Annotated in this window: 24 protein-coding genes and 1 pseudogene; 14 read left to right on the top strand and 11 right to left on the bottom strand. The window is 58.2% G+C overall.

Going from position 1 to position 23099, the window contains the following annotated elements:
- Positions 1-83: 83 nt before the first annotated feature.
- Complete coding sequence (locus tag DFS28_RS30515) at positions 84-260, bottom strand: hypothetical protein (RefSeq protein ID WP_158539679.1); 177 nt, start codon at positions 258-260, stop codon at positions 84-86.
- Positions 261-289: 29 nt separating this feature from the next.
- Complete coding sequence (locus DFS28_RS13035) at positions 290-592, bottom strand: DUF1883 domain-containing protein (RefSeq protein WP_024164534.1); 303 nt, start codon at positions 590-592, stop codon at positions 290-292.
- A gap of 212 nt (positions 593-804) precedes the next feature.
- Between DFS28_RS13035 and DFS28_RS13030 the strand changes: the two genes are divergently transcribed.
- Positions 805-1161: a hypothetical protein gene (locus DFS28_RS13030; RefSeq protein WP_111450118.1), complete on the top strand. Its 357-nt coding sequence runs from the start codon at positions 805-807 to the stop codon at positions 1159-1161.
- 71 nt (positions 1162-1232) lie between these two features.
- Entirely contained in the window at positions 1233-1463 is a 231-nt protein-coding gene (locus DFS28_RS13025) for a hypothetical protein (protein ID WP_111450117.1), read from the top strand.
- A gap of 11 nt (positions 1464-1474) precedes the next feature.
- On the opposite strand, the gene DFS28_RS13020 is transcribed toward DFS28_RS13025, so the two are convergent.
- Together DFS28_RS13020 and DFS28_RS13015 are read right to left on the bottom strand one after the other, a co-directional pair.
- Complete coding sequence (locus tag DFS28_RS13020) at positions 1475-1756, bottom strand: hypothetical protein (RefSeq protein ID WP_111450245.1); 282 nt, start codon at positions 1754-1756, stop codon at positions 1475-1477.
- A gap of 139 nt (positions 1757-1895) precedes the next feature.
- On the bottom strand, positions 1896-2084 hold the full coding sequence (locus DFS28_RS13015; RefSeq protein ID WP_111450116.1) for a hypothetical protein: 189 nt from the start codon (positions 2082-2084) through the stop codon (positions 1896-1898).
- 260 nt (positions 2085-2344) lie between these two features.
- On the opposite strand from DFS28_RS13015, the gene galU reads away from it, so the two are divergent.
- Entirely contained in the window at positions 2345-3184 is an 840-nt protein-coding gene (gene galU / locus DFS28_RS13010) for a UTP--glucose-1-phosphate uridylyltransferase GalU (RefSeq protein WP_074876936.1), read from the top strand.
- 129 nt (positions 3185-3313) lie between these two features.
- Positions 3314-4672: a glutathione-disulfide reductase gene (gene gorA, locus DFS28_RS13005; protein ID WP_111450115.1), complete on the top strand. Its 1359-nt coding sequence runs from the start codon at positions 3314-3316 to the stop codon at positions 4670-4672.
- Here gorA and DFS28_RS13000 read toward each other — a convergent pair.
- Positions 4669-5688 (bottom strand): DNA-binding protein, encoded by a 1020-nt coding sequence (locus tag DFS28_RS13000; protein ID WP_111450114.1) that lies wholly within the window; start codon positions 5686-5688, stop codon positions 4669-4671. The genes gorA and DFS28_RS13000 overlap by 4 nt on opposite strands.
- Positions 5689-5866: 178 nt before the next feature.
- Here DFS28_RS13000 and DFS28_RS12995 point away from each other — a divergent pair, with 178 nt between their 5' ends.
- From DFS28_RS12995 to ahpF, 3 genes are all read left to right on the top strand, one after another.
- Positions 5867-6811 (top strand): site-specific integrase, encoded by a 945-nt coding sequence (locus DFS28_RS12995; RefSeq protein ID WP_111450113.1) that lies wholly within the window; start codon positions 5867-5869, stop codon positions 6809-6811.
- A gap of 145 nt (positions 6812-6956) precedes the next feature.
- Positions 6957-7520, top strand: a complete 564-nt coding sequence (ahpC, locus tag DFS28_RS12990) for an alkyl hydroperoxide reductase subunit C (RefSeq protein WP_008155117.1) — start codon at positions 6957-6959, stop codon at positions 7518-7520.
- 123 nt (positions 7521-7643) lie between these two features.
- Positions 7644-9206 carry an alkyl hydroperoxide reductase subunit F gene (gene ahpF, locus DFS28_RS12985; protein WP_111450112.1) on the top strand — a complete coding sequence of 521 codons (1563 nt, stop codon included), beginning with the start codon at positions 7644-7646 and terminating at the stop codon, positions 9204-9206.
- A gap of 192 nt (positions 9207-9398) precedes the next feature.
- Here the strand turns inward: ahpF and gloA are convergent, their stop codons facing one another.
- Positions 9399-9920, bottom strand: coding sequence for a lactoylglutathione lyase (gloA, locus tag DFS28_RS12975; RefSeq protein WP_033055156.1), 522 nt, complete (start codon positions 9918-9920; stop codon positions 9399-9401).
- Positions 9921-10086: 166 nt separating this feature from the next.
- Here gloA and DFS28_RS12970 point away from each other — a divergent pair, with 166 nt between their 5' ends.
- A complete protein-coding gene (locus DFS28_RS12970; RefSeq protein ID WP_371922172.1) occupies positions 10087-10590 on the top strand; it encodes a DUF4946 domain-containing protein in 504 nt (167 codons plus the stop codon).
- A 174-nt stretch (positions 10591-10764) separates the two neighbouring features.
- On the opposite strand, the gene DFS28_RS12965 is transcribed toward DFS28_RS12970, so the two are convergent.
- Together DFS28_RS12965 and DFS28_RS12960 are read right to left on the bottom strand one after the other, a co-directional pair.
- Positions 10765-11127, bottom strand: coding sequence for a histone-like nucleoid-structuring protein, MvaT/MvaU family (locus tag DFS28_RS12965; RefSeq protein ID WP_008155126.1), 363 nt, complete (start codon positions 11125-11127; stop codon positions 10765-10767).
- Positions 11128-11531: 404 nt separating this feature from the next.
- Complete coding sequence (locus tag DFS28_RS12960; RefSeq protein ID WP_111450109.1) at positions 11532-12404, bottom strand: LysR family transcriptional regulator; 873 nt, start codon at positions 12402-12404, stop codon at positions 11532-11534.
- Between the two features lie 79 nt (positions 12405-12483).
- Between DFS28_RS12960 and DFS28_RS12955 the strand changes: the two genes are divergently transcribed.
- Positions 12484-13428 (top strand): DMT family transporter, encoded by a 945-nt coding sequence (locus DFS28_RS12955; protein ID WP_111450108.1) that lies wholly within the window; start codon positions 12484-12486, stop codon positions 13426-13428.
- A gap of 252 nt (positions 13429-13680) precedes the next feature.
- The gene (gene hppD, locus DFS28_RS12950) at positions 13681-14757 is read left to right on the top strand and encodes a 4-hydroxyphenylpyruvate dioxygenase (RefSeq protein ID WP_111450107.1); all 1077 of its coding nucleotides are present in this window, start codon (positions 13681-13683) and stop codon (positions 14755-14757) included.
- A 63-nt stretch (positions 14758-14820) separates the two neighbouring features.
- On the opposite strand, the gene rarD is transcribed toward hppD, so the two are convergent.
- The 3 genes from rarD to DFS28_RS12930 form a co-directional block, all read right to left on the bottom strand.
- Positions 14821-15708, bottom strand: a complete 888-nt coding sequence (gene rarD, locus DFS28_RS12945) for an EamA family transporter RarD (protein ID WP_111450106.1) — start codon at positions 15706-15708, stop codon at positions 14821-14823.
- A 234-nt stretch (positions 15709-15942) separates the two neighbouring features.
- The gene (locus tag DFS28_RS12935; protein ID WP_111450105.1) at positions 15943-16956 is read right to left on the bottom strand and encodes an aldo/keto reductase; all 1014 of its coding nucleotides are present in this window, start codon (positions 16954-16956) and stop codon (positions 15943-15945) included.
- Positions 16957-17167: 211 nt separating this feature from the next.
- Positions 17168-18478, bottom strand: a complete 1311-nt coding sequence (locus DFS28_RS12930) for an MFS transporter (protein ID WP_111450104.1) — start codon at positions 18476-18478, stop codon at positions 17168-17170.
- Positions 18479-18647: 169 nt separating this feature from the next.
- On the opposite strand from DFS28_RS12930, the gene DFS28_RS12925 reads away from it, so the two are divergent.
- The 4 genes and pseudogenes from DFS28_RS12925 (at position 18648) to DFS28_RS31180 (ending at position 23092) form a co-directional block, all read left to right on the top strand.
- Positions 18648-19778 (top strand): sugar diacid recognition domain-containing protein, encoded by a 1131-nt coding sequence (locus DFS28_RS12925; RefSeq protein ID WP_111450103.1) that lies wholly within the window; start codon positions 18648-18650, stop codon positions 19776-19778.
- A gap of 174 nt (positions 19779-19952) precedes the next feature.
- Complete coding sequence (locus DFS28_RS12920; protein ID WP_111450102.1) at positions 19953-21095, top strand: glycerate kinase; 1143 nt, start codon at positions 19953-19955, stop codon at positions 21093-21095.
- 338 nt (positions 21096-21433) lie between these two features.
- A pseudogene (locus DFS28_RS31185) lies at positions 21434-22234 on the top strand (MCP four helix bundle domain-containing protein); the annotation flags it as partial.
- Positions 22229-23092, top strand: coding sequence for a methyl-accepting chemotaxis protein (locus DFS28_RS31180; protein WP_371922171.1), 864 nt, complete (start codon positions 22229-22231; stop codon positions 23090-23092). The pseudogene DFS28_RS31185 and the gene DFS28_RS31180, both read left to right, overlap by 6 nt.
- Positions 23093-23099: the final 7 nt, after the last annotated feature.

Raw genomic sequence — 23099 nt, 5'->3', positions numbered from 1 at the left:
GCGGGGACTTCGTTAACACTCCGGCGCTTGCGGTTGAATTCCAGAGACAGGAGCAGACGTCCATGTTGTCGCTCCGGATCCCGTTACAGCGCTTTGCTGACGCTGATGTCGCTGATGACGTCTTCGCTCGTACCGTGAAGAGCATCCAATGCGGCCTTGGCTTCTTCTTCGGTGCCTTTTTCAAGCTGGGCAAATTCGAAGCGACGCTCACCATTGAGTTTGTACTTGATGACGTACTTGGTCGTTTGGGCCACGGTCATACCTGCTTGTCTTGGTGTTTGGGTGTCACTCAGCTCAGTTTCGTGCTGGAGCGGCGGATGATCTTGATGGTGTGAGTCAGGGTCGGTTTGCGAGTCACGCTGATCGGCCGGCGGTTGACCGTGTCGATAGTGATGTTCCAGAAACCGGTGCTCGGTGCAGTAATCCGGGCTGGGAAGGTGTCGAATGCACCACCGTGATAAGTGTGGCGGCCGCCATTTTTGAAACTGCGGAAATTGGCGTCGTTCATCAAGCGGATATTGCATGTTTGGGAGCATTGAATGACGACGATGTCGTCTTCGTTGAGGTGCTCGCGTTGGTGGATAAATTTCATGAGGCGCCTCCAGAAGGGCTTTTTCTACAAAATCAAAACGATAGCATGTGCGATTGGCGCAGTTTATCAGCCCGAACGGGTTATTATCCGGTCGTCGAGGTCTGCTTTGACAATTAAAAACAGTTATTCGGAATTCTATGAGCGATAAATGCAGCATGCCTCGGAGAAAAACAGTATTTGTACTGTCGGAGTGTCTTTATCGGAGGTGTTGTATGAAGTGGGGTGTGCTGTTCCTGCCTATGGCAATAGCGATGAGTGGTTGTGCGAGTGTCTCGGAGATCAATGAGTCGCTACCGACCATGAACGTAATTTCAGGCAAGAAGCCTCATGAGTACGCGCAATGCCTGACCGAAAAACTGGCCGGCAGCCGGGGAGCCCTGCAAGTCGAGCCGCACAAGGATGGTATGCGAGTCATCGTGCCGCAGAAGTTCTCGTCGGGGCCGGCCGCGGTATTTGATATCGAAGACCGCTCCACTGGCAGCAGCATCAAATTGCATGAGCGTATCTCCAATGTACCGTTGCGCCCCATGGATGTACGCAATGCCGCTACGGCGTGCATTTCCGGCTGATAGACTGTCGCCCGTCAGCACGATGCCGCCAAAGCAGCGCTTTGGCGGCATTGTCATTTCTGGAGTCGAGCATGAAGCGAGAGCAGGTACAGCAGCGCCATGCAGAGGGTCACATCTCTGCCACCCACGTGATTCAGAATCCGGCGAATCCGGGCGAATGGATCGTGTTTTTCAAGAAAAGCGCCGGGCGCAGTTATTTTCTGGTGGATGAAAACGATGAAGTCGAATCCTTCAGTAGCCTCGATGAATTGATCGAGACGGTGCGCGGTCTCGGGATCAAGTTCGCCGAAATTCACATGTAGGGCAGGGCGCCTTACTTGCAGACCACCACGACGCTGCGGTTCTTGTAGTTGCCGACGTCGACGCCCAGCGTCTTGTCGCTTTCCTTGGTCGAAGGTGTTCCGTCGGTACCGACGATCCGATAGCCGGTGCCGGCGCAAGAGGCATCGGCTTTTTCGTAGCAGGTCGCCCAGGAATTGGCTTCCCCGGAGCAGTCGATGGCCAGGCCTTGCTCGCCGTTGTTCAGGTAGGTCGTTTCGGAAGTGGCGCAGCCGCTCAGGGCCAGTGCCGCAATCAGTGGCAAGAATTTAATCATGTCGTTGTCGTCGTCAGGATGAAGGGGCTGAGCCTGTGACAGCGCTGGCATCAAAAGGTTATAGCGAATGGCCACTTAGTTGCAGGCAATCACAAAAAAGCCCTGCGCAAGGCAGGGCTTGGGCCGAGTCCGGTACTTCTCAGGACTTGTCCTTGCCGCGACGCTTCGGGGCTGGGTGTTCGAGCTCCAGAACGGATGCCACTTCAATCGCCAACGCTTCGGTAGGGAAAGGCCCGGCGATATTTTCGCCGCCTGCACTGTCTACCCACCACTGGCCGTCTTTCGCCTGATTGATCAGGAACCCGTTGACACTTTTTGCTTCCGACATCTATCTGCCTCGTTGGCTGGTTCAATCGCGCAATGATAGCGCCAAATGCACTCAACGGGTGCTGATGGTGTAGGATTCGCGGCCGTGCAGATCTGATGGTCTGTGCTATCTATATAAGGCTGCGGAGTTATCTCGGGAACTATCCGCGAGAATATTTCTCTATGATGGCATCGGTTAGCCAGCGCGGGGGCATTGTAAGGTGCACGCCGCCTGATTAGACTGCGCCGAAACTCGTACACACAGCCCTATCAAGGACTTATATGATCAAGAAATGCTTGTTCCCAGCAGCCGGTTACGGTACTCGCTTCCTGCCAGCGACTAAAGCCATGCCCAAAGAAATGCTGCCGGTGGTAAACAAGCCACTGATCCAGTACGGCGTCGAAGAAGCACTGGACGCTGGGTTGACCGAAATCTCCATCGTCACCGGTCGCGGCAAACGCGCCCTGGAAGACCACTTCGACATCAGCTACGAGCTGGAAAACCAGATCAAAGGCACCGACAAGGAAAAATACCTGGTCGGCATCCGCAAACTGTTGGACGAGTGCTCGTTCTCCTACACCCGTCAGACCGAAATGAAAGGCCTGGGCCACGCGATCCTGACTGGCCGCCCGCTGATCGGTGACGAACCGTTCGCGGTAGTGCTGGCGGACGACTTGTGCGTCAACCTCGAAGGCGACGGCGTCCTGACCCAGATGGTCAAGCTGTACGAGCAGTATCGCTGCACCATCGTTGCGATCCAGGAAGTGGATCCAATGGAAACCAACAAGTACGGCGTGATCGCCGGCGAGCTGATCGCTGATGATTTGTACCGCGTTCGCAACATGGTCGAAAAACCAGCCCCGGAAGACGCACCGTCGAACCTGGCAATCATCGGTCGTTACATCCTGACGCCGGATATTTTCGAGCTGATCAAGCAAACCGAGCCAGGCAAAGGCGGCGAGATTCAAATCACCGACGCCCTGATGAAGCAGGCGAAAAACGGTTGCGTGATTGCCTACAAGTTCAAGGGCAAGCGTTTTGACTGCGGTGGCGCTGAAGGCTACATCGAGGCCACCAACTTCTGCTTCGAGAACTTCTACAAGACTGGCAAGGCTTACTGATAGCCTCTGACCCACTTGTATCGAAAGCCACCTTCGGGTGGCTTTTTCATTTTCCGTCCCCATATCGTTTGCAGCGCTTGCCCAACGGATGTCTGCGGGTATGCTTGTGGACTGCCGAGGAGATTGAAAATGGCCTACGATTTTGACCTTTATGTGATTGGCGCCGGTTCCGGCGGTGTGCGGGCTGCGCGTTTTGCTGCCGGTTTTGGCGCGAAAGTGGCTGTGGCCGAGAGCCGCTATCTTGGCGGCACCTGCGTGAACGTCGGCTGTGTGCCGAAGAAACTGCTGGTCTACGGCGCACACTTCGCCGAAGACTTCGAGCAGTCTTCGGGTTTTGGCTGGACGCCGGGCGAAGCGAAGTTCGATTGGGCGACACTGATCGCCAACAAGGATCGCGAGATCAATCGCCTGAACGGCATCTATCGCAACCTACTGGTTAACAGCGGCGTGACCTTGCATGAAGGCCACGCCAAAATCGTTGATCCGCACCAGGTCGAGATCAATGGCGAGCGCTACACCGCTAAAAATATCCTGATTGCTACCGGTGGCTGGCCACAGATTCCGGAAATTCCGGGGCATGAGCATGCAATCAGTTCCAACCAGGCGTTCTTCCTCAAAGAGCTGCCCAAGCGCGTTCTGGTCGTAGGCGGTGGTTACATCGCCGTCGAATTCGCCGGGATCTTCCACGGTCTGGGCGCCGACACCACGTTGCTGTATCGCGGTGAGCTGTTCCTGCGCGGCTTCGACGGTGCGGTGCGCAAACACTTGCAGGAAGAGCTGACCAAGCGTGGCATGGACCTGCAGTTCAACGCCGACATCGAGCGTATCGACAAGCAGTCCGATGGCAGCCTGAAGGTGACCCTCAAGGACGGTCGTGAGCTGGAAGCGGATTGTGTGTTCTACGCCACCGGTCGACGTCCGATGCTCGACAATCTTGGGCTGGAAAACACCGGGGTCAAACTCGACAAGAAAGGTTTCGTCGAAGTCGACGAGCAGTATCAGACGGCTGAACCGTCGATCCTGGCGCTTGGCGATGTCATTGGTCGGGTTCAGCTGACGCCGGTCGCTCTGGCCGAAGGCATGGCCGTGGCGCGACGTTTGTTCAAGCCTGAGCAATATCGCCCGGTGGATTACAAGATGATCCCGACCGCGGTGTTCAGCTTGCCGAACATCGGCACGGTCGGTTTCACCGAGGAAGAGGCGCGGGAGGCCGGTCACGATGTGGTGATCTTCGAAAGCCGCTTCCGTCCAATGAAACTGACCCTGACCGAATGTCAGGAGCGCACCCTGATGAAACTGGTGGTGGACGCCAAGACCGACAAGGTTCTGGGCTGTCACATGGTCGGTCCGGAGGCTGGGGAAATTGTTCAGGGCTTGGCGATCGCCTTGAAGGCGGGTGCCACCAAGCGCGACTTCGATGAAACCATCGGCGTGCACCCCACTGCCGCCGAAGAATTCGTCACCATGCGCACGCCGGTCGCGGGTTAATCGTCCTTTTTGGGCTCTGATGCGTCTGGCGCTGTCGCAATGACGGCCGCCAGGCGCACGCTCTCATCGAGATTCGCCTGAGTCTTGAGTAACTCAATTTCCAGCGCTTTGTTTATCTGCGACTGCTCATCGACGCTCTGTTTCAGTGACTGGCTTTCCAGCAGGGCAGCGCGCAAGCGTTCCTGGAGGAGGGTGCGTTCGTTGTCGATACGGTTGACCTGTTCCAGTAACTGATCCTGTCGAGCGTTGGTTTGCTTGAGTTGATCCTGCAGCAGGCTCAATTCTCTCAATGTGCCACGGTTCTCCGTCAGCAAACGCTCGTTGTCGCGGTGCAATTGCGTGATCTCATCCTGACGCACCAATGCGCTTTGCTGGGCCTGGCGCAACTCCATTTGAATCTGCTGCACCTGGCTTTCGTGGCGACGTTGCTCCTGCTCGCGCTGTTCTTTGACAGCGTTGCGATAATGTTCCAGGGCATCGCGAGCGTGTAGGTGCTTTTCTTCCAGTGAGCGGATCTGCTCATCCTTGTCTTGCAAACGTAATTCGAAATCCGCCAGCGCCTGGTTCAGTCCGGCGTTGCGGGTTTGCTCGGTCTGCAGCATGGCGCCGGTTTCTTGCAGGGCCTCGGACTCTTGAGTCAGTGCCAGGCTTTGAATCTCGTACTGCTGCTGCAATTGCGTGTTGGCTTGTTGGGCTTCATGCAGTTGCGTATCCAGCGCTTTCTTTTGTTTATCGAACTGCTCGCGGGCCTGATCGATAGGCTCCTGAGCCTGCTCCTTGAGTCTTTGTGCCAGCCGCGCGACCAGTCCCGCCAGTTCGTCATCAATCGGTTCTGGCGGCACTTCGGTGTGCTCGGTGCCGTTATCCAGCTCCTTCAAATAGCGATGAATTGTGGTTTTCGAGCCCGTGTTGCCCATCTCGATCCGTACCGCATCGATGCTTGGGTTTTCACCGCGCGCCAGAATTGCCAGGCGCGCCGCTTGCACCACCGCTTTGTTTACACCGCCACGAGCCATGAGTTCTCCTACGATTTCGTACTGTGGTACATGCCACCTAAGTACATAATGTACCACGCAACATAAAAACTTAAAATACGACAAGTATTCAGGCGGGATATACTGGTATTACCCCGCGTGATAAGCCCTGTAGCGCGTTTTCACCCGCCAAAGCGGTACGTTTTAGAGAGTTGAGCCCATGACTGAGCTGGATCGTTACCTGCAAGCCGCCACCCGCGACAACACCCGTCGCAGCTACCGGGCGGCTATCGAGCATTTCGAAGTCAGTTGGGGCGGTTTCCTGCCGGCGACCAGCGACAGCGTGGCGCGTTACCTCGTCGCTCATGCGGGTGTGCTGTCGATCAATACCTTGAAATTGCGTTTGTCAGCGCTGGCGCAATGGCACAACAGTCAGGGTTTTCCTGATCCCACCAAGGCGCCGGTGGTGCGCAAGGTCTTCAAGGGCATTCGCGCGCTACACCCGGCTCAAGAAAAACAGGCCGAGCCGTTACAGCTTCAACATCTGGAGCAAGTCGTTGCCTGGCTGGAGCAAGAAGCGCACACCGCAAAATCCGAACACGATCAACCGGCTCTGTTGCGGGCCAGGCGCGACAGGGCGCTGATCCTGTTGGGCTTCTGGCGCGGTTTTCGTAGCGATGAGTTGTGCCGGTTACAGATCGAGCACGTGCAAGCGGCTGCCGGCTCAGGCATCACGCTGTATTTGCCGCGAACCAAGAGCGACCGCGAAAACCTCGGCAAGACTTACCAGACGCCAGCGTTGCAGCGCCTGTGCCCGGTGCAGGCGTACATCGACTGGATCAGCGAAGCCGCATTGGTTCGCGGGCCGGTATTCCGGGGCATCGACCGTTGGGGCCACCTGAGTGAGGAGGGGCTGCACGCCAACAGCGTGATCCCGTTACTGCGCCAGGCGCTGGAGCGCGCCGGCATCCCGGCCGAGCACTACACCAGCCACTCCTTGCGGCGCGGCTTTGCCACGTGGGCGCATCAGAGCGGGTGGGACTTGAAGTCGTTGATGAGTTACGTGGGCTGGAAGGATATGAAGTCCGCCATGCGCTATGTTGAAGCCAGCCCGTTTCTCGGGATGACACCGCTCGCGGAAAAAACCATTGGCGCTGCCAAGTAAGTTTTCTTCTATTAATACGTTCGACTAATAGCGAAAACCAATGAGCAGCATGAGCTTTGCCAATGAGCCATCCGGCAATCGAGTCGGTAGGATCCACTCCATCAACTTCTCAACCAAACTTTTCAACCCTGACGGAGAGTCATCGATGCCTATCATCAACAGCCAAGTTAAACCGTTCAAAGCTACCGCCTACAAAAATGGCGACTTCGTACAAGTGTCGGACGCTGACCTGAAAGGCAAGTGGTCTGTCGTGTTCTTCTACCCAGCCGACTTCACCTTCGTTTGCCCGACCGAACTGGAAGACCTGGCTGACAACTACGACGCGTTCCAGAAGCTGGGCGTCGAGATCTACAGCGTTTCCACCGATACCCACTTTGCCCACGCTGCCTGGCACAACACTTCGCCAGCCATCGGCAAAATCCAGTACACCATGATCGGCGACCCGACTCACGCCATCTCCCGCAACTTCGACGTGCTGATCGAAGAAGCAGGTCTGGCTGACCGTGGCACCTTCGTGATCAACCCTGAAGGCCAGATCAAAATCGTTGAACTGAACGATGGCGGCGTTGGCCGTGACGCTTCCGAGTTGCTGCGCAAAATCAAGGCTGCTCAGTACGTCGCTGCTCACCCAGGCCAGGTTTGCCCAGCCAAGTGGAAAGAAGGCGAGGCCACTCTGGCTCCGTCCCTGGACCTGGTCGGCAAGATCTAAGTCTGTGGATCGCATCATCAGGGCGGGTTTCCGCACCTAAGTAAGCTGCAACCGCCCAATAAAAACGCCCGGGCGAGATTCGCTCGGGCGTTTTTTTTCGAATTCAAAAAGGAAATCGCCCGTATGTTGGACGCCAATCTTAAAGCCCAGTTGAAGTCATACCTGGAACGGGTCACCCAGCCGATCGAGATCGTTGCATCCCTCGACGACGGTGCGAAATCCCAGGAAATGCTCGCATTACTCAAAGACGTTGCCAGTCTTTCTACTCAAATTACCTTGCTCGACAACGGTGACGATGCCCGTAAACCATCGTTCTCGATCAACCGCCCGGGTGCCAATATCCGCCTGCGTTTCGCCGGCATCCCGATGGGCCACGAATTCACATCCCTGGTGTTGGCCTTGCTGCAAGTCGGCGGTCACCCTTCGAAAGCCAGCGTTGAAGTGATCGAGCAGATCCGCTCGCTCAAAGGCGAGTTCAGCTTCGAGACTTACTTCTCGCTGTCCTGCCAGAACTGCCCGGACGTGGTCCAGGCACTGAACCTGATGGCCGTGCTTAACCCGAACATCCGCCACGTCGCCATTGACGGCGCGCTGTTCCAGGCCGAAGTCGATGACCGTCAGATCATGGCTGTGCCAAGCGTTTACTTGAACGGCGTGAACTTTGGCCAGGGTCGTATGGGCCTCGAAGAAATTCTCGCCAAGATCGACACCAGCGGCATCGAGCGTCAGGCCGAGAAGATCAGCGCCAAAGAAGCTTTCGACGTACTGGTCGTCGGCGGCGGTCCGGCCGGTGCTTCGGCCGCGATCTACGCTGCCCGTAAAGGCATTCGTACCGGTGTGGCGGCTGAACGTTTTGGTGGGCAGGTGCTCGACACCATGGCCATCGAGAACTTCATCTCCGTGCAGGAAACCGAAGGGCCGAAACTGGCTGTGGCGCTGGAAGAACACGTCAAGCAATACGACGTCGACATCATGAACCTGCAGCGCGCCGACAAGTTGGTGCCGGGTAAAAATGGCGAGCTGCACGAAGTCCACTTCGCCAGCGGCGCGACCCTGAAAGCCAAGACCGTGATCCTGGCGACCGGTGCGCGGTGGCGTGAAATGAACGTCCCGGGTGAGCAGCAATACCGCAACAAAGGCGTGGCGTACTGCCCGCACTGCGACGGTCCGCTGTTCAAAGGCAAGCGCGTGGCGGTGATTGGCGGCGGTAACTCCGGCGTCGAAGCGGCCATCGACCTGGCGGGTATCGTGTCTCACGTAACACTGCTGGAGTTCGACGTGCAGCTGCGCGCCGATGCGGTCTTGCAGCGCAAGTTGCACAGCCTGCCGAACGTCACCGTGATTACCAGTGCCCAAACCACTGAGGTGTTGGGCGACGGCCAGAAGGTCAACGGCTTGCGTTACAAGGATCGTCAGTCGGACGAGTTGCGTAGCGTCGAGCTGGAAGGGATCTTCGTGCAGATCGGTTTGCTGCCCAATACCGACTGGCTCAAAGGCACCATCGAGTTGTCGCCTCGCGGTGAGATCATCGTCGATGCCCGCGGTGAAACGTCGATGCCGGGTGTGTTCGCTGCCGGTGACGTGACCACCGTGCCGTACAAACAGATCGTGATTGCGGTGGGCGAGGGCGCCAAGGCCTCCCTGAGCGCATTCGATCACTTGATCCGGACCTCGGCTCCGGCATAAAACCCGACGCTGAAAACACAAAAACCCCATGAGTGATCATGGGGTTTTTTGTGTCTTGCACATTCCCAATGTGGGAGCGGCGGTGCGGCGATCCGACTTGCTCGCGAATGCGGTTTGTCATTCAGCAGTGATGTCGCCTGACAGTCCGCATTCGCGAGCAAGCCCGCTCCCACAGGGGGTCTGCAGTGGGGCTTACATCGGTGCAGGCTGGATGATCTCAACCCAGTACGCATCCGGGTCTTTGATGAACGCCAGGCTCTTCATACGGCCGTCATTCAAGCGCTTCTGGAAATCGCAGCCCAGCGCTTCGAAGCGCTCGCACGCCGCGACGATATCCGGCACTGAGATGCAGATGTGACCGAAGCCACGCGGGTCGGTGTTGCCGTTGTGGTAAGCGAAATCCGCGTCGTTCTCGGTGCCGTGGTTGTGGGTCAGCTCGAGAATGCCGGGGATCGACTTCATCCACTCGGTGCGAGCAGCAGCGTCGGCCGGGATCTGGTTTTTATCAACCAGCGCCAGGAAGTACAGGCTGAACTCGGCTTCCGGGAAATCGCGCTTTTCAACCAGCGAGAAACCCAAAATGCGCGTGTAGAAATCCAGCGACTTGGTGATGTCCTTGACCCGCAGCATGGTGTGGTTGAAGACGAACTTCTGGGTGGCGGTGTCAGGTTGGGCAGTCACGCCTGGGAAGGTGTTCAATTCGTGCAGGCTCATGGGCCCTCCGGAAAATAAGTGGGGCTAACGAATGGCGACAATGATACGCAAGGGCTCTGACATCACCAAACCCAAACAGTCGGCTATTGCCTGACCGACGGGCGAGGCTCAGACTTTACGGTTCAATCCGTGAGTGTTCATTGCAATGATGCGTTTTTGTAAATCGATGTTCGTCCTGATCTGTGTGCTTGCAGGTGTTAACAGCGCTCACGCAGACGAGCCAATCATGACCTGGCCCAACGGCTGGGAGGTCGAAGCTGTCCCGCAAGATCACGCCAACGCCCAGGTATCCCGCCAGCGCGCGGTGAAAAACGATCAGGGCGGCACGCCGGTGATGGTGATGGAGTTGACCATGACTCAGGTGGAAAGCGGTCATCAGGTAAATCTGCAAGGCGTGTTGCTGGAGATGCGCAAGTCGGTGCAGAAGGACTTCTTTCAAGGCGGCTATCAAAGTGTCTGCAACAAGATTCACCCGACGACCTTGAGCCGCTTATCAGCGCTGGAAACTACCTGCACGATCACGCAGAACGGAAGGCATGTGCTCTCTCAAACATTGGTTGCCGCCGTGGATGGAGATAAGGCCTATGTTCTTTCCTACGCGGGGCAGGCAGAGGTTTATAAGGCAAGTCAGGATGAAATAGAGACAGCCCGTAACAGCTTGAAACTTTAGTTAAAGATTTCAATGGCTGCCGGTTTCAGCGCATTCTGAAATTTTTAGATACCCAAACGGATTAAGCACAAAGTTACTCAACAAGTAGCGAGTTGATCGACGCCAATCGTTGCATTTAGAAGGCGTCCATGAAAAAGCCCTGCATTGGCAGGGCTTTTTGGTCACCGCGAATGCTTAGCCGCGCAGCCAGGAATCAACGGTAGCGGCACCGTATTGTTCCTTCCAGGCTTTCAGGCCGCGGTGGTTGCCACCCTTGGTTTCAATCAGTTCACCGGTGTGCGGATTCTGATAAACCTTGACCACGCGAGCGCGGCGGGTTTTAGGTGTTGCCTGTTGCAGACCGGATTTGGCCGGGTTCGGATCGAGAATGGCGATGATGTCGCGCAAGCTCTTGCCGTAGGTTTTCATCAGCCCCTGGAGCTTTTCTTCGAATTCGATTTCTTTCTTGAGCCCGGCATCATTCTTCAGGGTTTCCAGCTGTTTGAGCTGCTCTTGAAGGGCCTTTTCAGCTGCACGAAATTCAGCGAGTCTGGACAATATCTTTACTCCAATAGTGTGTTTGGCTGATACCAACCGCAAACAAAGCTATAAGCCAAGAGCCTTGAAGCGACCCGGTGATAATGGCTCACCTGCCAATCTAGTGCAGGCATGAAAAATTGTAGTAGTTAATTGGCCAAGAGTAAATCCTGTCTTTTTCTTCATGTAACAACAGTAGTCTTTTGATTCAAATTGGTGCGCGATTTCCTTGTCACGTCGCTGAGCGCCGCTAGTTAATGGTGACTTAATGCGTTAATGAAGTCCGCGCCGGGCATTGGCCGACCGAACAGATAAGCTTGCAAGAAGTTCACGCCGTGGGCGATCAGATAATCGGCTGGACCGGACGCCTTCCAAAAAGAGTTCAGGTAGAAGCCATGATAGTTGGCCCTCGGCGCGTGCGCCGCTCAACGGTCGTTCAGTCGCTCTGCCAGTTTGATAAAGGCCAGCGTCGCGGGTGATGACTGGCGCAGATCGAGCACTGCCAGACCCACCTGGCGTGTGACCGTTGGCGACAGCGGTTTTTTCACGTAGCGACTATCGCGATCATCGGGCAATGAGCTTTCGGCGACGACCGTCAGCGCGTCGCCTCGGCCAACGGTGTCCAGCGTGCTCAGTAGTTGCGAGCAGCGATAGCGGATGTTCGGTGTCAGCCGCGCGGCGCTGAACAGTCGCGACACCAGTTCCGACGAACCGGCCTCGGTCAAGACAAAGGGGTCGTTGCACAAATCGCTCAAGCTAAGGCTGTCGCGGCGGGCCAGCGGATGATCGACGGGCAGCAGCGCGACCATTTGGTCTTCGATCAGCGCAAAGGTGTCGAACCGCTCCTCGGGCAACACCACGAAACCGACATCGATGCGCCGTTCCTCCAGCCACTGGATCACCTGTCGGTCCGGGCCTTCATCTATATGGACCTCGATGCCCGGGTGAGCTACGCGGTAATGCTGCAGGATCAGCGGTAGCAGTTTGATCGATGAGGTCGGGCCGAACGAGCCGATGCGCAACGTGCCGCGTTTCATCCCGCGAGCATCCTCTGCTTCCTGGCGCAGGGTGTTGGCCAGGCCCAGCATCGCCCGGGCGCGCAGCAAAAGCTGTTGGCCGATGTCGCTGAGTTCGACCCGGGACTGATGCCGGCGCAGCAGCTCGACGCCCAATTCCTGTTCCAGCGACTTGAGGGCGTGAGAGACCGCGGATTGGGAAATCCCCAAGCGATTGGCTGCCGCGGTAAAACCGTGAAGCTCGGCGACCAGAGAAAATATCTCCAGTTGGGTTAGTGTCATGAGTGTTTACTCATTTTACGATGAGAAGGTATTAGCCGAATGATACGTCATCTCTCCCGATTTCTCGTTCTGGAAACCTATGACGACCTATGAACAAAGCCTGTCCAGCCCTTCGGATGTCCCGGTTTATCTGAAACTGGCCGCCGTCACCATGATCTGGGGCGGCACCTTTGTCGCCGGGCGGTTTCTGGCCGACAGCCTCAGCCCCTTGTTTGCCGCCAGCCTGCGATTCTTGCTGGCCAGCATGGCGTTGCTGGTGTTTCTGCTACTGGCTCGTGTGCCTCTCGCAAAGCCCAGCCCCAGGCAATGGCTGCGATTGGCGCTGCTGGGGTTCTTCGGGATCTTTTTCTACAACCTGTGCTTCTTTTATGGCCTGCATTACATCAATGCCTCACGGGCGTCATTGATCGTGGCGTTGAACCCGTCTGTGATCGGGCTGGCGTCGTGGCTGTTGTTCAAGGAGCGCTTGAGTCGAGCAAAAGTTGTCGGAATCGCGATCTGTATTGCCGGGGCGAGCCTGGTGATCGTCAGCCGTAACCCACAATTGTTGGCCGGCAACGCTGACGCGTGGATCGGCGATCTGTTGATCTTCGGCTGTGTGCTTGGCTGGGGCGTTTATTCGCTGTTTTCCAAAGATTTGAATCACACCCTGGGGCCGGTGCAAACGGTGACGTACTCGATTCTGTTGGGCACGCTGATGCTTTGGGTGACCAGCGCTGTTCGTGGTGAGTTGAGTGTGGCTGCACTCGCCAGCCTCGGACCCACGCAATGGATGAGCCTGATGTACCTGGGCGTATTGGGTTCGGCGCTGGCCTATATTGGCTATTACGACGGCATTCGCAAAATCGGCGCGACGCGTTCAGGCGTGTTCATTGCCCTGAACCCGCTGACGGCGGTGATCCTCGGTGCGCTGCTGTTGGGCGAGCAGTTGACTCTGGCGATGTGCCTGGGAGGAGGGCTGATCCTCGCAGGGATTTTCCTGTGCAACAAACCCCTTGCGCGAGCAGGGAAAAAGGGGATTTGATACAGAAGGCGGACAAACCTATTTACGCTGTGTAGAATCGGGTTACGCATATAAGAATAATCGTCTTCTGGCAGCAGAAGCCTCGCCCGCAAGAGCCTTGGGTCGACAATGAAGAGTTTTGGGTTTCAATTGATCTACGGTGACTTCCTCGCCCGCAGCGTGCGGGGCATCTCCTGCGCGCCACCCGCCGGTCTCAGCATTGCTAGCAACTAACGATCCGTTAATTGACAAGAAAATGATGAGGCGCCAACCATGGCAGATTTATACGAAAACCCAATGGGCCTGATGGGCTTTGAATTCATCGAATTCGCATCGCCGACCCCGAACACGCTGGAGCCGATCTTCAAGATCATGGGCTTCACCAAGGTCGCGACCCACCGTTCCAAAGACGTGCACCTGTATCGCCAGGGCCAGATCAACCTGATCCTCAACAACGAACCCCACAGCGTCGCTTCGTACTTCGCGGCCGAGCACGGTCCATCGGTGTGCGGCATGGCGTTCCGCGTCAAGAATGCCCAGCAGGCGTTTGCCCGGGCCCTGGAACTGGGCGCCCAGCCGATTCATATCGAAACCGGCCCGATGGAACTGAATCTGCCCGCGATCAAGGGCATCGGCGGCGCGCCGCTGTACCTGATCGACCGTTTCGGCGAAGGCAGTTCGATCTACGACATCGACTTCGTGTTCATCGAAGGTGTCGACCGCAACCCGGTCGGGGCTGGCCTGAAGATCATCGACCACCTGACCCACAACGTGTACCGCGGTCGCATGGCCTACTGGGCCAACTTCTACGAGAAGCTGTTCAACTTCCGCGAGATCCGTTACTTCGACATCAAGGGCGAATACACCGGCCTGACCTCCAAGGCCATGACCGCGCCGGACGGCATGATCCGCATCCCGTTGAACGAAGAATCGTCCAAGGGTGCCGGGCAGATCGAAGAGTTCCTGATGCAGTTCAACGGCGAGGGCATCCAGCACGTTGCCTTCCTGTCCGATGACCTGATCAAAACCTGGGATCACCTGAAAAGCATCGGCATGCGCTTCATGACCGCGCCGCCGGAAACCTATTACGAAATGCTCGAAGGTCGTTTGCCGAACCACGGTGAGCCGGTTGATCAACTGCAATCGCGCGGCATTCTGCTGGACGGTTCGTCCGAGTCAGGCGACAAGCGTCTGCTGCTGCAGATCTTCTCGGAAACCCTGATGGGCCCGGTGTTCTTCGAATTCATCCAGCGTAAAGGCGACGATGGTTTCGGCGAGGGCAACTTCAAGGCGCTGTTCGAATCCATCGAGCGCGACCAGGTTCGTCGTGGCGTGCTCTCCACCGACTAAGCCATTTCAGATGTAAAAAAGCCCGGTCAGCAGCAATGCTGGCCGGGCTTTTTCGTGCCGGTCCTACATCGATTTTCGTCGATGCCGGACCAGGTGTTTGAACCCTTCAAACACCAGAACAACCACCGCCAACCAGATCGGTATGTAGGTCAGCCACTCACCGGGCTTGATGCTTTCCCCCAGCAGCAATGCGACGCCGAGCAACAGCACCGGCTCGACGTAACTCAACAACCCGAACAGGCTGAACGGCAACAACCGGCTGGCGATGATGTAAACCACCAGCGCCGAAGCACTAATGACGCCGAGCAACGGAATCAGCAGCGAGAGCCACGGGTGTTGATCGAACACGGCGAAACCCTGTTCACCGCCCTGAACGAACCAGAACGCCAACGGAATCATCAAGGCCATGTCCATCCACAAACCGCCGAGGTTGTCGGTCGCCAGTCGTTTGCGCAGAATGAAGTAGAGCGGATAACCGATGACGACCAGCAAGGTCGCCCAGGAAAAACCGCCGACCTGATACAGCTCGTTGAGCACGCCGAGGGACGCAAAAAACACGGCAACCTTTTGCAGGTAAGACAGTCGCTCGCCATAGGCGAACCGCCCGGTCAGCACCATGGCCAGCGGCAACAGGAAGTAGCCCAGGGACACGTCGAGGCTATAGCCATTGAGCGGTGCCCACATGAACAACCAAAGTTGCAGGCCAAGCAGCGTCGCGGAAACGATCAGGCCGGCAAGCAGTTTTGGTTGGCCAACCAGCCGTCGAAACAGGGCGACGACGCGTTTCCATTCACCGGAAACCACCATGAACACGGTCATGCAGGGCAGGGTCAGCAGCATTCGCCAACCGAAAATTTCCACGCCGCTCAAAGGCGTGAGCAACGACGTGTAGTAATACATGACGGCAAACAGCACCGAGGCTGAAACCGATAGAGCGATACCTTTAGACAAACTGTCCTCGCGAAGTTGAACGTGAAACGGGTGCGGAGGATACGTGGTTTTTGTGCTGAATATTGGCCGATCGATCAACACAAACCTAATGTGGGAGCGGGCTTGCTCGCGAAGGTGGAGTGTCAGTCAACATCATTGTTGCCTGACACTCCACCTTCGCGAGCAAGCCCGCTCCCACATTTGACCGTAATCGACAAACGCCCCCTGTGGGTGCGAGCCTGCTCCCGATCAATCTCAAGCCAGACGCGGTTTGCGTCCCGACACAAAGTGGCTCACATCATTAAACCCCGGCGTCGACGCATGCCCGGGCACCACCAGCGAATCGATGAAGGCTTCATCCTCAGCCGTAATCTTCACCGCTTGAGCCTTGGTGTAGGCATCCCATTGTTCTTCAGTGCGCGGCCCTACGATGGCCGAGGTGACGGCGCTGTTGTTCAGCACCCAGGCGATGGCGAATTCGACGATGCCCACGCCGCGACCCTGGGTGTACTGCTGGATCTGCTGAGCAATGCGCAGGGATTCGACGCGCCATTCGGTTTCCAGAATACGTTTGTCTGCACGTCCGGCCCGGCTGTTGGCATCCGGCTTTACGTCCGGCGCGTATTTACCGCTGAGCACACCACGCGCCAGCGGACTGTAAGGCACCACGCCCAGGCCATAGTTCTGCGCGGCGGTGATCTGCTCGGTTTCCGCCTGACGGTTGACGATGTTGTACAGCGGCTGACTGATCACCGGCCGGTCGACGCCCAGTTGATCGGCCACACGAATCACCTCGGCGATGCGCCAGCCGCGGTAGTTCGACAAACCCCAATAGCGAATCTTGCCCTGGCGGATCAAATCGCCGATGGCCGACACCGTGACCTCCAGCGGCGTATTGTGGTCTTCGCGGTGCAGGTAATAGATGTCGAGATAGTCAGTGCCCAGACGCGTCAGGCTGGCGTCGATGCCATTGAACAGGTGCTTGCGGCTCAAACCGCTGCGGTTCGGAACGCCGTCCACCGGGCCGAAACCGACCTTGGTCGCCAGCACCCATTCGTGGCGGTTGCCGGCAATCGCTTCGCCGACGATCTCTTCGGAGCGGCCGTTGGTGTAAACGTCTGCGGTGTCGATGAAATTGATGCCCTGGTCCCAGGCCTTGTCGATGATCCGCAGGGAATCTTCGGTGCTGGTCTGTTCGCCGAACATCATGGTGCCCAGAGTCAGGGTGGAAACCTGTAAACCCGAATGACCCAGCGTGCGATAGCTCATGACGAAATCCTTTTACCGGTGGGAGAAAGGCTCAATCAAATACCAGAATGACTGCCCAGAGCAAACGCAAATCTCAAACACCCTCAGATCAAATGTGGGAGCGGGCTTGCTCCGGGCGGCGTTCCGACGAAGACGGAGTGTCAGTCAACATTTTTTCGGCTGACACACCGCTTTCGCGAGCAAGCCCGCTCCCACAGGGGATCTTCGGTGATCAGACGCGAAGCGTACGGGTCATGCGCAACGCCAGCAAACTCCCGCACACAATCACGCCCGCGAGCAGGTAAAGCGCGGCATCGGTCGACCCGGTGCTGTCCTTGACCCAGCCCACGAGATAGGGGCTGAGGAACCCGGCCATCTGCCCCATGGAGTTGATCAACGCCAGACCACCCGCCGCAGCGCCCGCGCTCAGCAGCGCAGTCGGCACCGGCCAGAACATCGGCAGGCCGGTGAGGGCGCCCATGGTGGCGATGGTCAGGCCGAGGATGGCAATGGCCGGCGTAGTCGCAAAGTTCACAGCGATCAGCAAACCCACCGCGCCCATCAACATCGGCACCACCAAGTGCCAGCGGCGTTCTTTGCGCAGGTCCGCCGAGCGGCCGACCATCAACATGAACAGCGCCGCCAGCAGGTACGGAATCGCACTGAGCCAGCCGATCACCAGGTTATCGCTGAAGCCCAGGTTCTTGATGATCGACGGTAGCCAGAAGTTGATCGCGTAGACGCCGCTCTGGATGCAGAAATAGATCAGGCCGAAGGCCCAGATCGCCGGGTTCTTGAACACGGCCAGCAGCGAGTCGGTGGTGGTTTTCGGTTTGTTGGCCAGGTCGATAGCGTGGTCGGCTTCCAGCACCGAGCGCTCGAACGGCGTGAGCCATTTGGCGTTGGCGTAACTGTCGCTGAGCAGGAAGTAGGCGAGGGCGCCGAGGATCACGGTCGGAATGCCTTGCAGCAGGAACATCCACTGCCAGCCCGCCAAACCTGCCTGGCCTGCGCCGAAGTGGTTGAGGATCCAGCCGGAAAACGGGCTGCCGAGCAGGCCGGACACCGGGATCGCTGACATGAACAGCGCCATGATGCGGCCACGGCGGAAGGTCGGAAACCACTGCGAAAGGTAGAGCACCACGCCCGGGAAGAACCCGGCTTCAGCCGCACCGGTGAACAGGCGCAAGGTGTAGAACTCGGTCGGGGTGGTGATGAATAGCAGGCAGGTCGAGAGCGAGCCCCAGACGATCATCATCAACGCGATCCAGCGGCGCGGGCCGAATTTGGTCAGGGCCAGGTTGCTGGGGACGCCGCACAACACGTAGCCGATAAAGAAGATCCCGGCCCCGAGGCCGTACACGGTTTCGCTGAACTTCAGCGCGTCGAGCATCTGCAGTTTGGCAAATCCAACGTTCACCCGGTCGAGGTAGTTGAACAGGTAGCAGATGAAGATGAAGGGGATCAAACGCAGGGTAATGCGTTTGTAGACGGCATTTTTTTCGTCAACGATGGCCTGGGTAGCGGCGGCGCTCTGTGACATGGCGGGCTCTCTCTTTATTATGATTTTTTGCGATGCAAGGGTAACGTTGACCGCCCGCTGAGTCTCGGCCACCGCTTGGGTCATTGTCTTTGTGCCTGAGCACAGGGTTTGCAACCAAGGCCTGTGCGGGTGAACAATCCGCTCCATCACGCTTTCAAGGATCCGCGCTATGTTCGAACTCGATCACGACCTGGCCCAGGACATCGTCGACCGGGCGATGGCCATCCTGCCGTACAACGTCAACGTCATGGACAGCCAGGGCCTGATTCTTGGCAGCGGCGAACCGGAACGGGTCAACACCCGGCATGAAGGTGCGCAACTGGTGCTGGCCAACGGGCGAGTCGTGGAGATCGACGCCCAGACGGCGATTCATTTGAAAGGCGTGCAGCCGGGCATCAACCTGCCGTTGTTGCTCGATCAGCGCTTGATTGGCGTGTTGGGCATCACCGGTGAACCCGAGCAATTGCGCACGTATGCCGAACTGGTGCGGATGACCGCCGAGATGCTGGTCGGCCAGCGCAATCAGCAGGCCGAACAGCAATGGCGGCGCCAGCGTTGCGACGATCTGCTGGCGCTGCTGCTCAGCGAGGCCGGGGATTCGCCGCGGTTGATCGACGAAGCGCAGCAGCTGGGGCTCAAGCCGCAGATGACGCGGGTGCCGTACCTGTTCGAGTTAGGGATGGAACACGGGCCGGGGCAAACCGTCGAGGCGCTCAGCGCTTGGCTGACCTCGCGCTACCCGGACAGTTGGTGCGTGAGTTCGGCCAAGTCATCGTTGCTCTGGTGCCGACCGGCGGCGCAGGCGATCGAGAATGACCGGCTGCTGGAAAAACTCGACGGCCTCGGCTGGAACATTCTGCGCATCGCCGTGGGCGGGCAGGCGGATGGATTGTCCGGGCTGCGTCGTTGCTATCGACGCGTGGGCGATTTGCTGGCCTATGGACGAGAGGTGTTGCCGCATTCCCGTTTGCTGACGCTCAACCGTTATCGGTTGCCGGTGATGCTCTGGCGGCACCGCAACGACGACGCGCTGGACGAGTTGCTCAAACCGCTGCGCAAAGTCATCGCCAAGGATGGCAACGGCCAACTGCTGGCGACCCTACGCAGCTGGTGCGATCACGATGGTCAGAGCCAGGCCTGTGCCGATGCGCTGGGCATCCATCGCAACAGTTTGCGTTACCGGATGGAGCGGATTGCCGAGCTCAGTGGAGTTGATCCGCTAAGACTCGACGGGATGCTGGCGCTCTACCTGGGTGTCCAGCTACTCCCACAAACCGACGCACCGAACACCAATTTGTAGCAGCTGCCGTTGTGGCGAGGGGATTTATCCCCTCGCCACAACGGCTGCAACGGACGGTGTGGAGGGAGGTTTTGTGGGAATGAACAATAATCGTCATGACCGCTTGTGCAGCGGACCGGCGTTATTGTTCTTGCCTGCTGGCAGCATGGAACGCATTGGAACTGGAGAATTCGCATGAAAATCGTCATCGCCCCCGATTCGTTCAAGGACAGCCTGAGTGCCCAGGGTGTGGCTGACGCCATTGCTCTGGGGTTGGCGCAGGTGTGGCCCGATGCGCTCCTGGTCAAATGCCCGATGGCGGACGGCGGGGAGGGGACCGTCGAGTCCATTCTGGCGGCGTGCGAGGGCGAACTGCGCCGCACCCAAGTCCGTGGGCCGCTCGGCGCAACGGTTGAGGCCGCTTGGGGCTGGCTGCCCCAGAGTCACACCGCGATCATCGAAATGGCCGAGGCCAGTGGTCTGCAACTGGTTCCGCCGGGCAAGCGTGATGCCTGCATCAGCAGTACATTCGGCACCGGCGAGTTGATCCGCGCGGCGCTCGATGTCGGGGCGCAACGGGTCATTCTGGCGATTGGCGGCAGCGCCACCAACGACGGCGGGGCGGGTGCGATGCAAGCCTTGGGCGTCAAACTGCTGGACGCCCAGGGGCAAATACTGTCACCGGGCGGCTTGGCCCTCGCGCAACTGGCGCGAATCGACATGAGTGAAATCGATCCGCGTCTGGCCGAGGTGCAATTCGACATCGCCGCCGACGTCAACAATCCACTGTGCGGCCCTCACGGTGCCTCAGCGATTTTCGGCCCGCAAAAAGGTGCATCAGCCGAGCAAGTCCAGCAACTGGATCGCGCGCTCGGGCACTTTGCCGAACGGTGTGCTCAGGTCCTGAACAAAGATGTACGTGACGAACCGGGTAGCGGTGCGGCAGGCGGTCTCGGGTTTGCCGCCAAGGCGTTTCTGGGGGCGCAGTTCAAGGCAGGGGTCGAAGTGGTCGCTGAACTGGTCGGCCTGGACGATGCGGTCAAGGGCGCCAACCTGGTGATCACCGGTGAAGGTCGTTTCGATGCTCAGACCCTGCGTGGCAAGACGCCATTTGGTGTGGCGCGTATTGCTCGGCAGCACGGCGTGCCGGTGATCGTCCTCGCCGGAACACTGGGTGAGGGTTATCAGGCGCTGTACGAACATGGCATCGATGCCGCGTTTGCCTTGGCCAGTGGACCGATGACGCTGGAACAGGCGTGTGCCGAGGCACCGCGGTTGTTGCGGGAACGGGCGAGTGATGTTGCGCGGGTTTGGCGAGTGGCTTTGCGTAAGGCTTGAGTGTCGCGTTGGATTTTAGATCCACCCCTCACCCCAACCCTCTCCCCAGTGGGGAGAGGGGAAAGGGCGCTGATCTTCAAGCTTTTCAGAGCCTGAGTTCGGCTCAAAACTTTCAGGTCGCAGAATCCCGGAAGAACCACGCGATCAGTCCCCTCTACCCTCTGGGGAGAGGGTTAGGGTGAGGGGCGGTTCCAAACTTGAAATATATTTCTCAACGCCCCGCAAAAATACTCATCTCCGGCCGATACAGCCAATAGGCCCACACAAACCTATTCCAACAGTGGCGCCAAACTGAAAGCGCGTGCGCCGCCGCCCGCCATTTCAGCGATCACGCAAGGATGCTCGTAGCCCCATCACCCGAGAATCATCCTATGTCACTGCGTAATCTGAATATCGCGCCTCGAGCTTTCCTGGGTTTTGCCTTCATTGCCTTGCTCGTCATCGTGCTGGGTGTGTTTGCCGTGAACCGCATGACGAGCATCCACCAAGCCTCCATTGACATGGAAACCACGCAGCTGCCCAGCGTCGGGTTTCTCGGCAACCTGACGGAAAACGTACTGCGCATGCGCATTCTCTCATTCCGGGTGTTGGTCAATCGTGATCCAGCCGCGTTGCAGGAAGCCCAGACGCGTATCGGCGTGCTGGTCGACAAGGTTCGCAGCGCACAATCGAGTTATGCCGCGTTGTCGGCCTCACCGGAAGAAGCTGCGCTGTACAAGACGTTCACGGCCACGCTGGACAGCTACATGCAAGCCCAGAACCAGATGCTGGAGCTGTCGCGACAGAACAAGCTCGATGAGATGCGCACGCTGATCAACACCCGGATCAAGGAAGGTACGGACCAGATGGGCGAGCAACTGAACAAACTGGTGGCGCTGAATAGTTCCGATGCGAAAACCGCATCGGCCACAGCGGGCGAGCAGTACCGCAGCGCCATTACCGGCATCATCGCCGTGGCGGTCATCGCGGCGCTGATGACCGTGCTGCTGGCCTGGTTGCTGACCCGCAGCATCGTCACACCGCTGAACCGTGCGTTGCTGGCGGCGCAAACCATTGCCGGCGGCAACCTGACTAACGTCATCGAGGTCGACGGCACTGACGAACCGGCCCGCTTGCTCGGTGCCTTGTCCGCGATGCAGGCCAGCCTGCGCAAAACCATCGAACAGATCGCCGGTTCCGCCACCCAACTGGGGGCCGCTGCTGAAGAACTCAGCACGGTCACCCAGGAAGCGTCCCGCGGTCTGCAACAGCAGACCAACGAAATCGAACAGGCCGCCACCGCGGTCAACGAAATGACCGCCGCCGTGGAAGAAGTGGCACGCAACGCAGTGTCGACATCCGAAGCCTCGAACCAGTCGACCCAGGCCGCCCGCGAAGGTCGCGACCGTGTGGTGGAAACTGTCGGCGCGATCCAGACCATGACCCACGATGTGCAAAACACTTCGGTGATGATCGAGGGCCTGGCCGCTCAGGGGCGCGACATCGGCAAGGTGCTGGACGTGATCCGCGCCATCGCCGAGCAAACCAACCTGCTCGCACTGAACGCCGCCATCGAAGCCGCCCGTGCCGGTGAAGCCGGACGCGGTTTTGCGGTGGTGGCCGACGAGGTCCGGGCGCTGGCCCATCGCACCGCGCAATCGACCCAGGAAATTGAAAAAATGGTCGCCGGCATCCAGAACGGCACCGGCCAAGCGGTCTCCTCAATGCAACAAAGCAATCAACGCACCCAAAGCACCCTGGAAATGGCCCGCGCCGCTGGTGTGGCGCTGGAGCAGATCACTCAGTCGATCCAATTGATCAACGAGCGCAACCTGGTGATCGCCAGCGCGTCCGAAGAACAGGCCCAGGTGTCCCGCGAGGTCGATCGCAACCTGGTGAACATTCGTGACCTCGCTACGCAGTCTGCCGCTGGCGCCAACCAGACCAGCGCCGCGACGCACGAACTGTCGCGCCTGGCCGTGGATTTAAATGCCATGGTGGCGCGGTTTGTCATTTAAAGTCGCA

It is taken from the genome of Pseudomonas sp. 478, assembly GCF_003254125.1.
In the GTDB taxonomy this organism is placed as follows: Bacteria; Pseudomonadota; Gammaproteobacteria; order Pseudomonadales; family Pseudomonadaceae; genus Aquipseudomonas.
The sequence above is the reverse complement of the archived record's forward strand: the minus strand, read 5'-3'. Positions and strand labels throughout refer to the sequence as shown.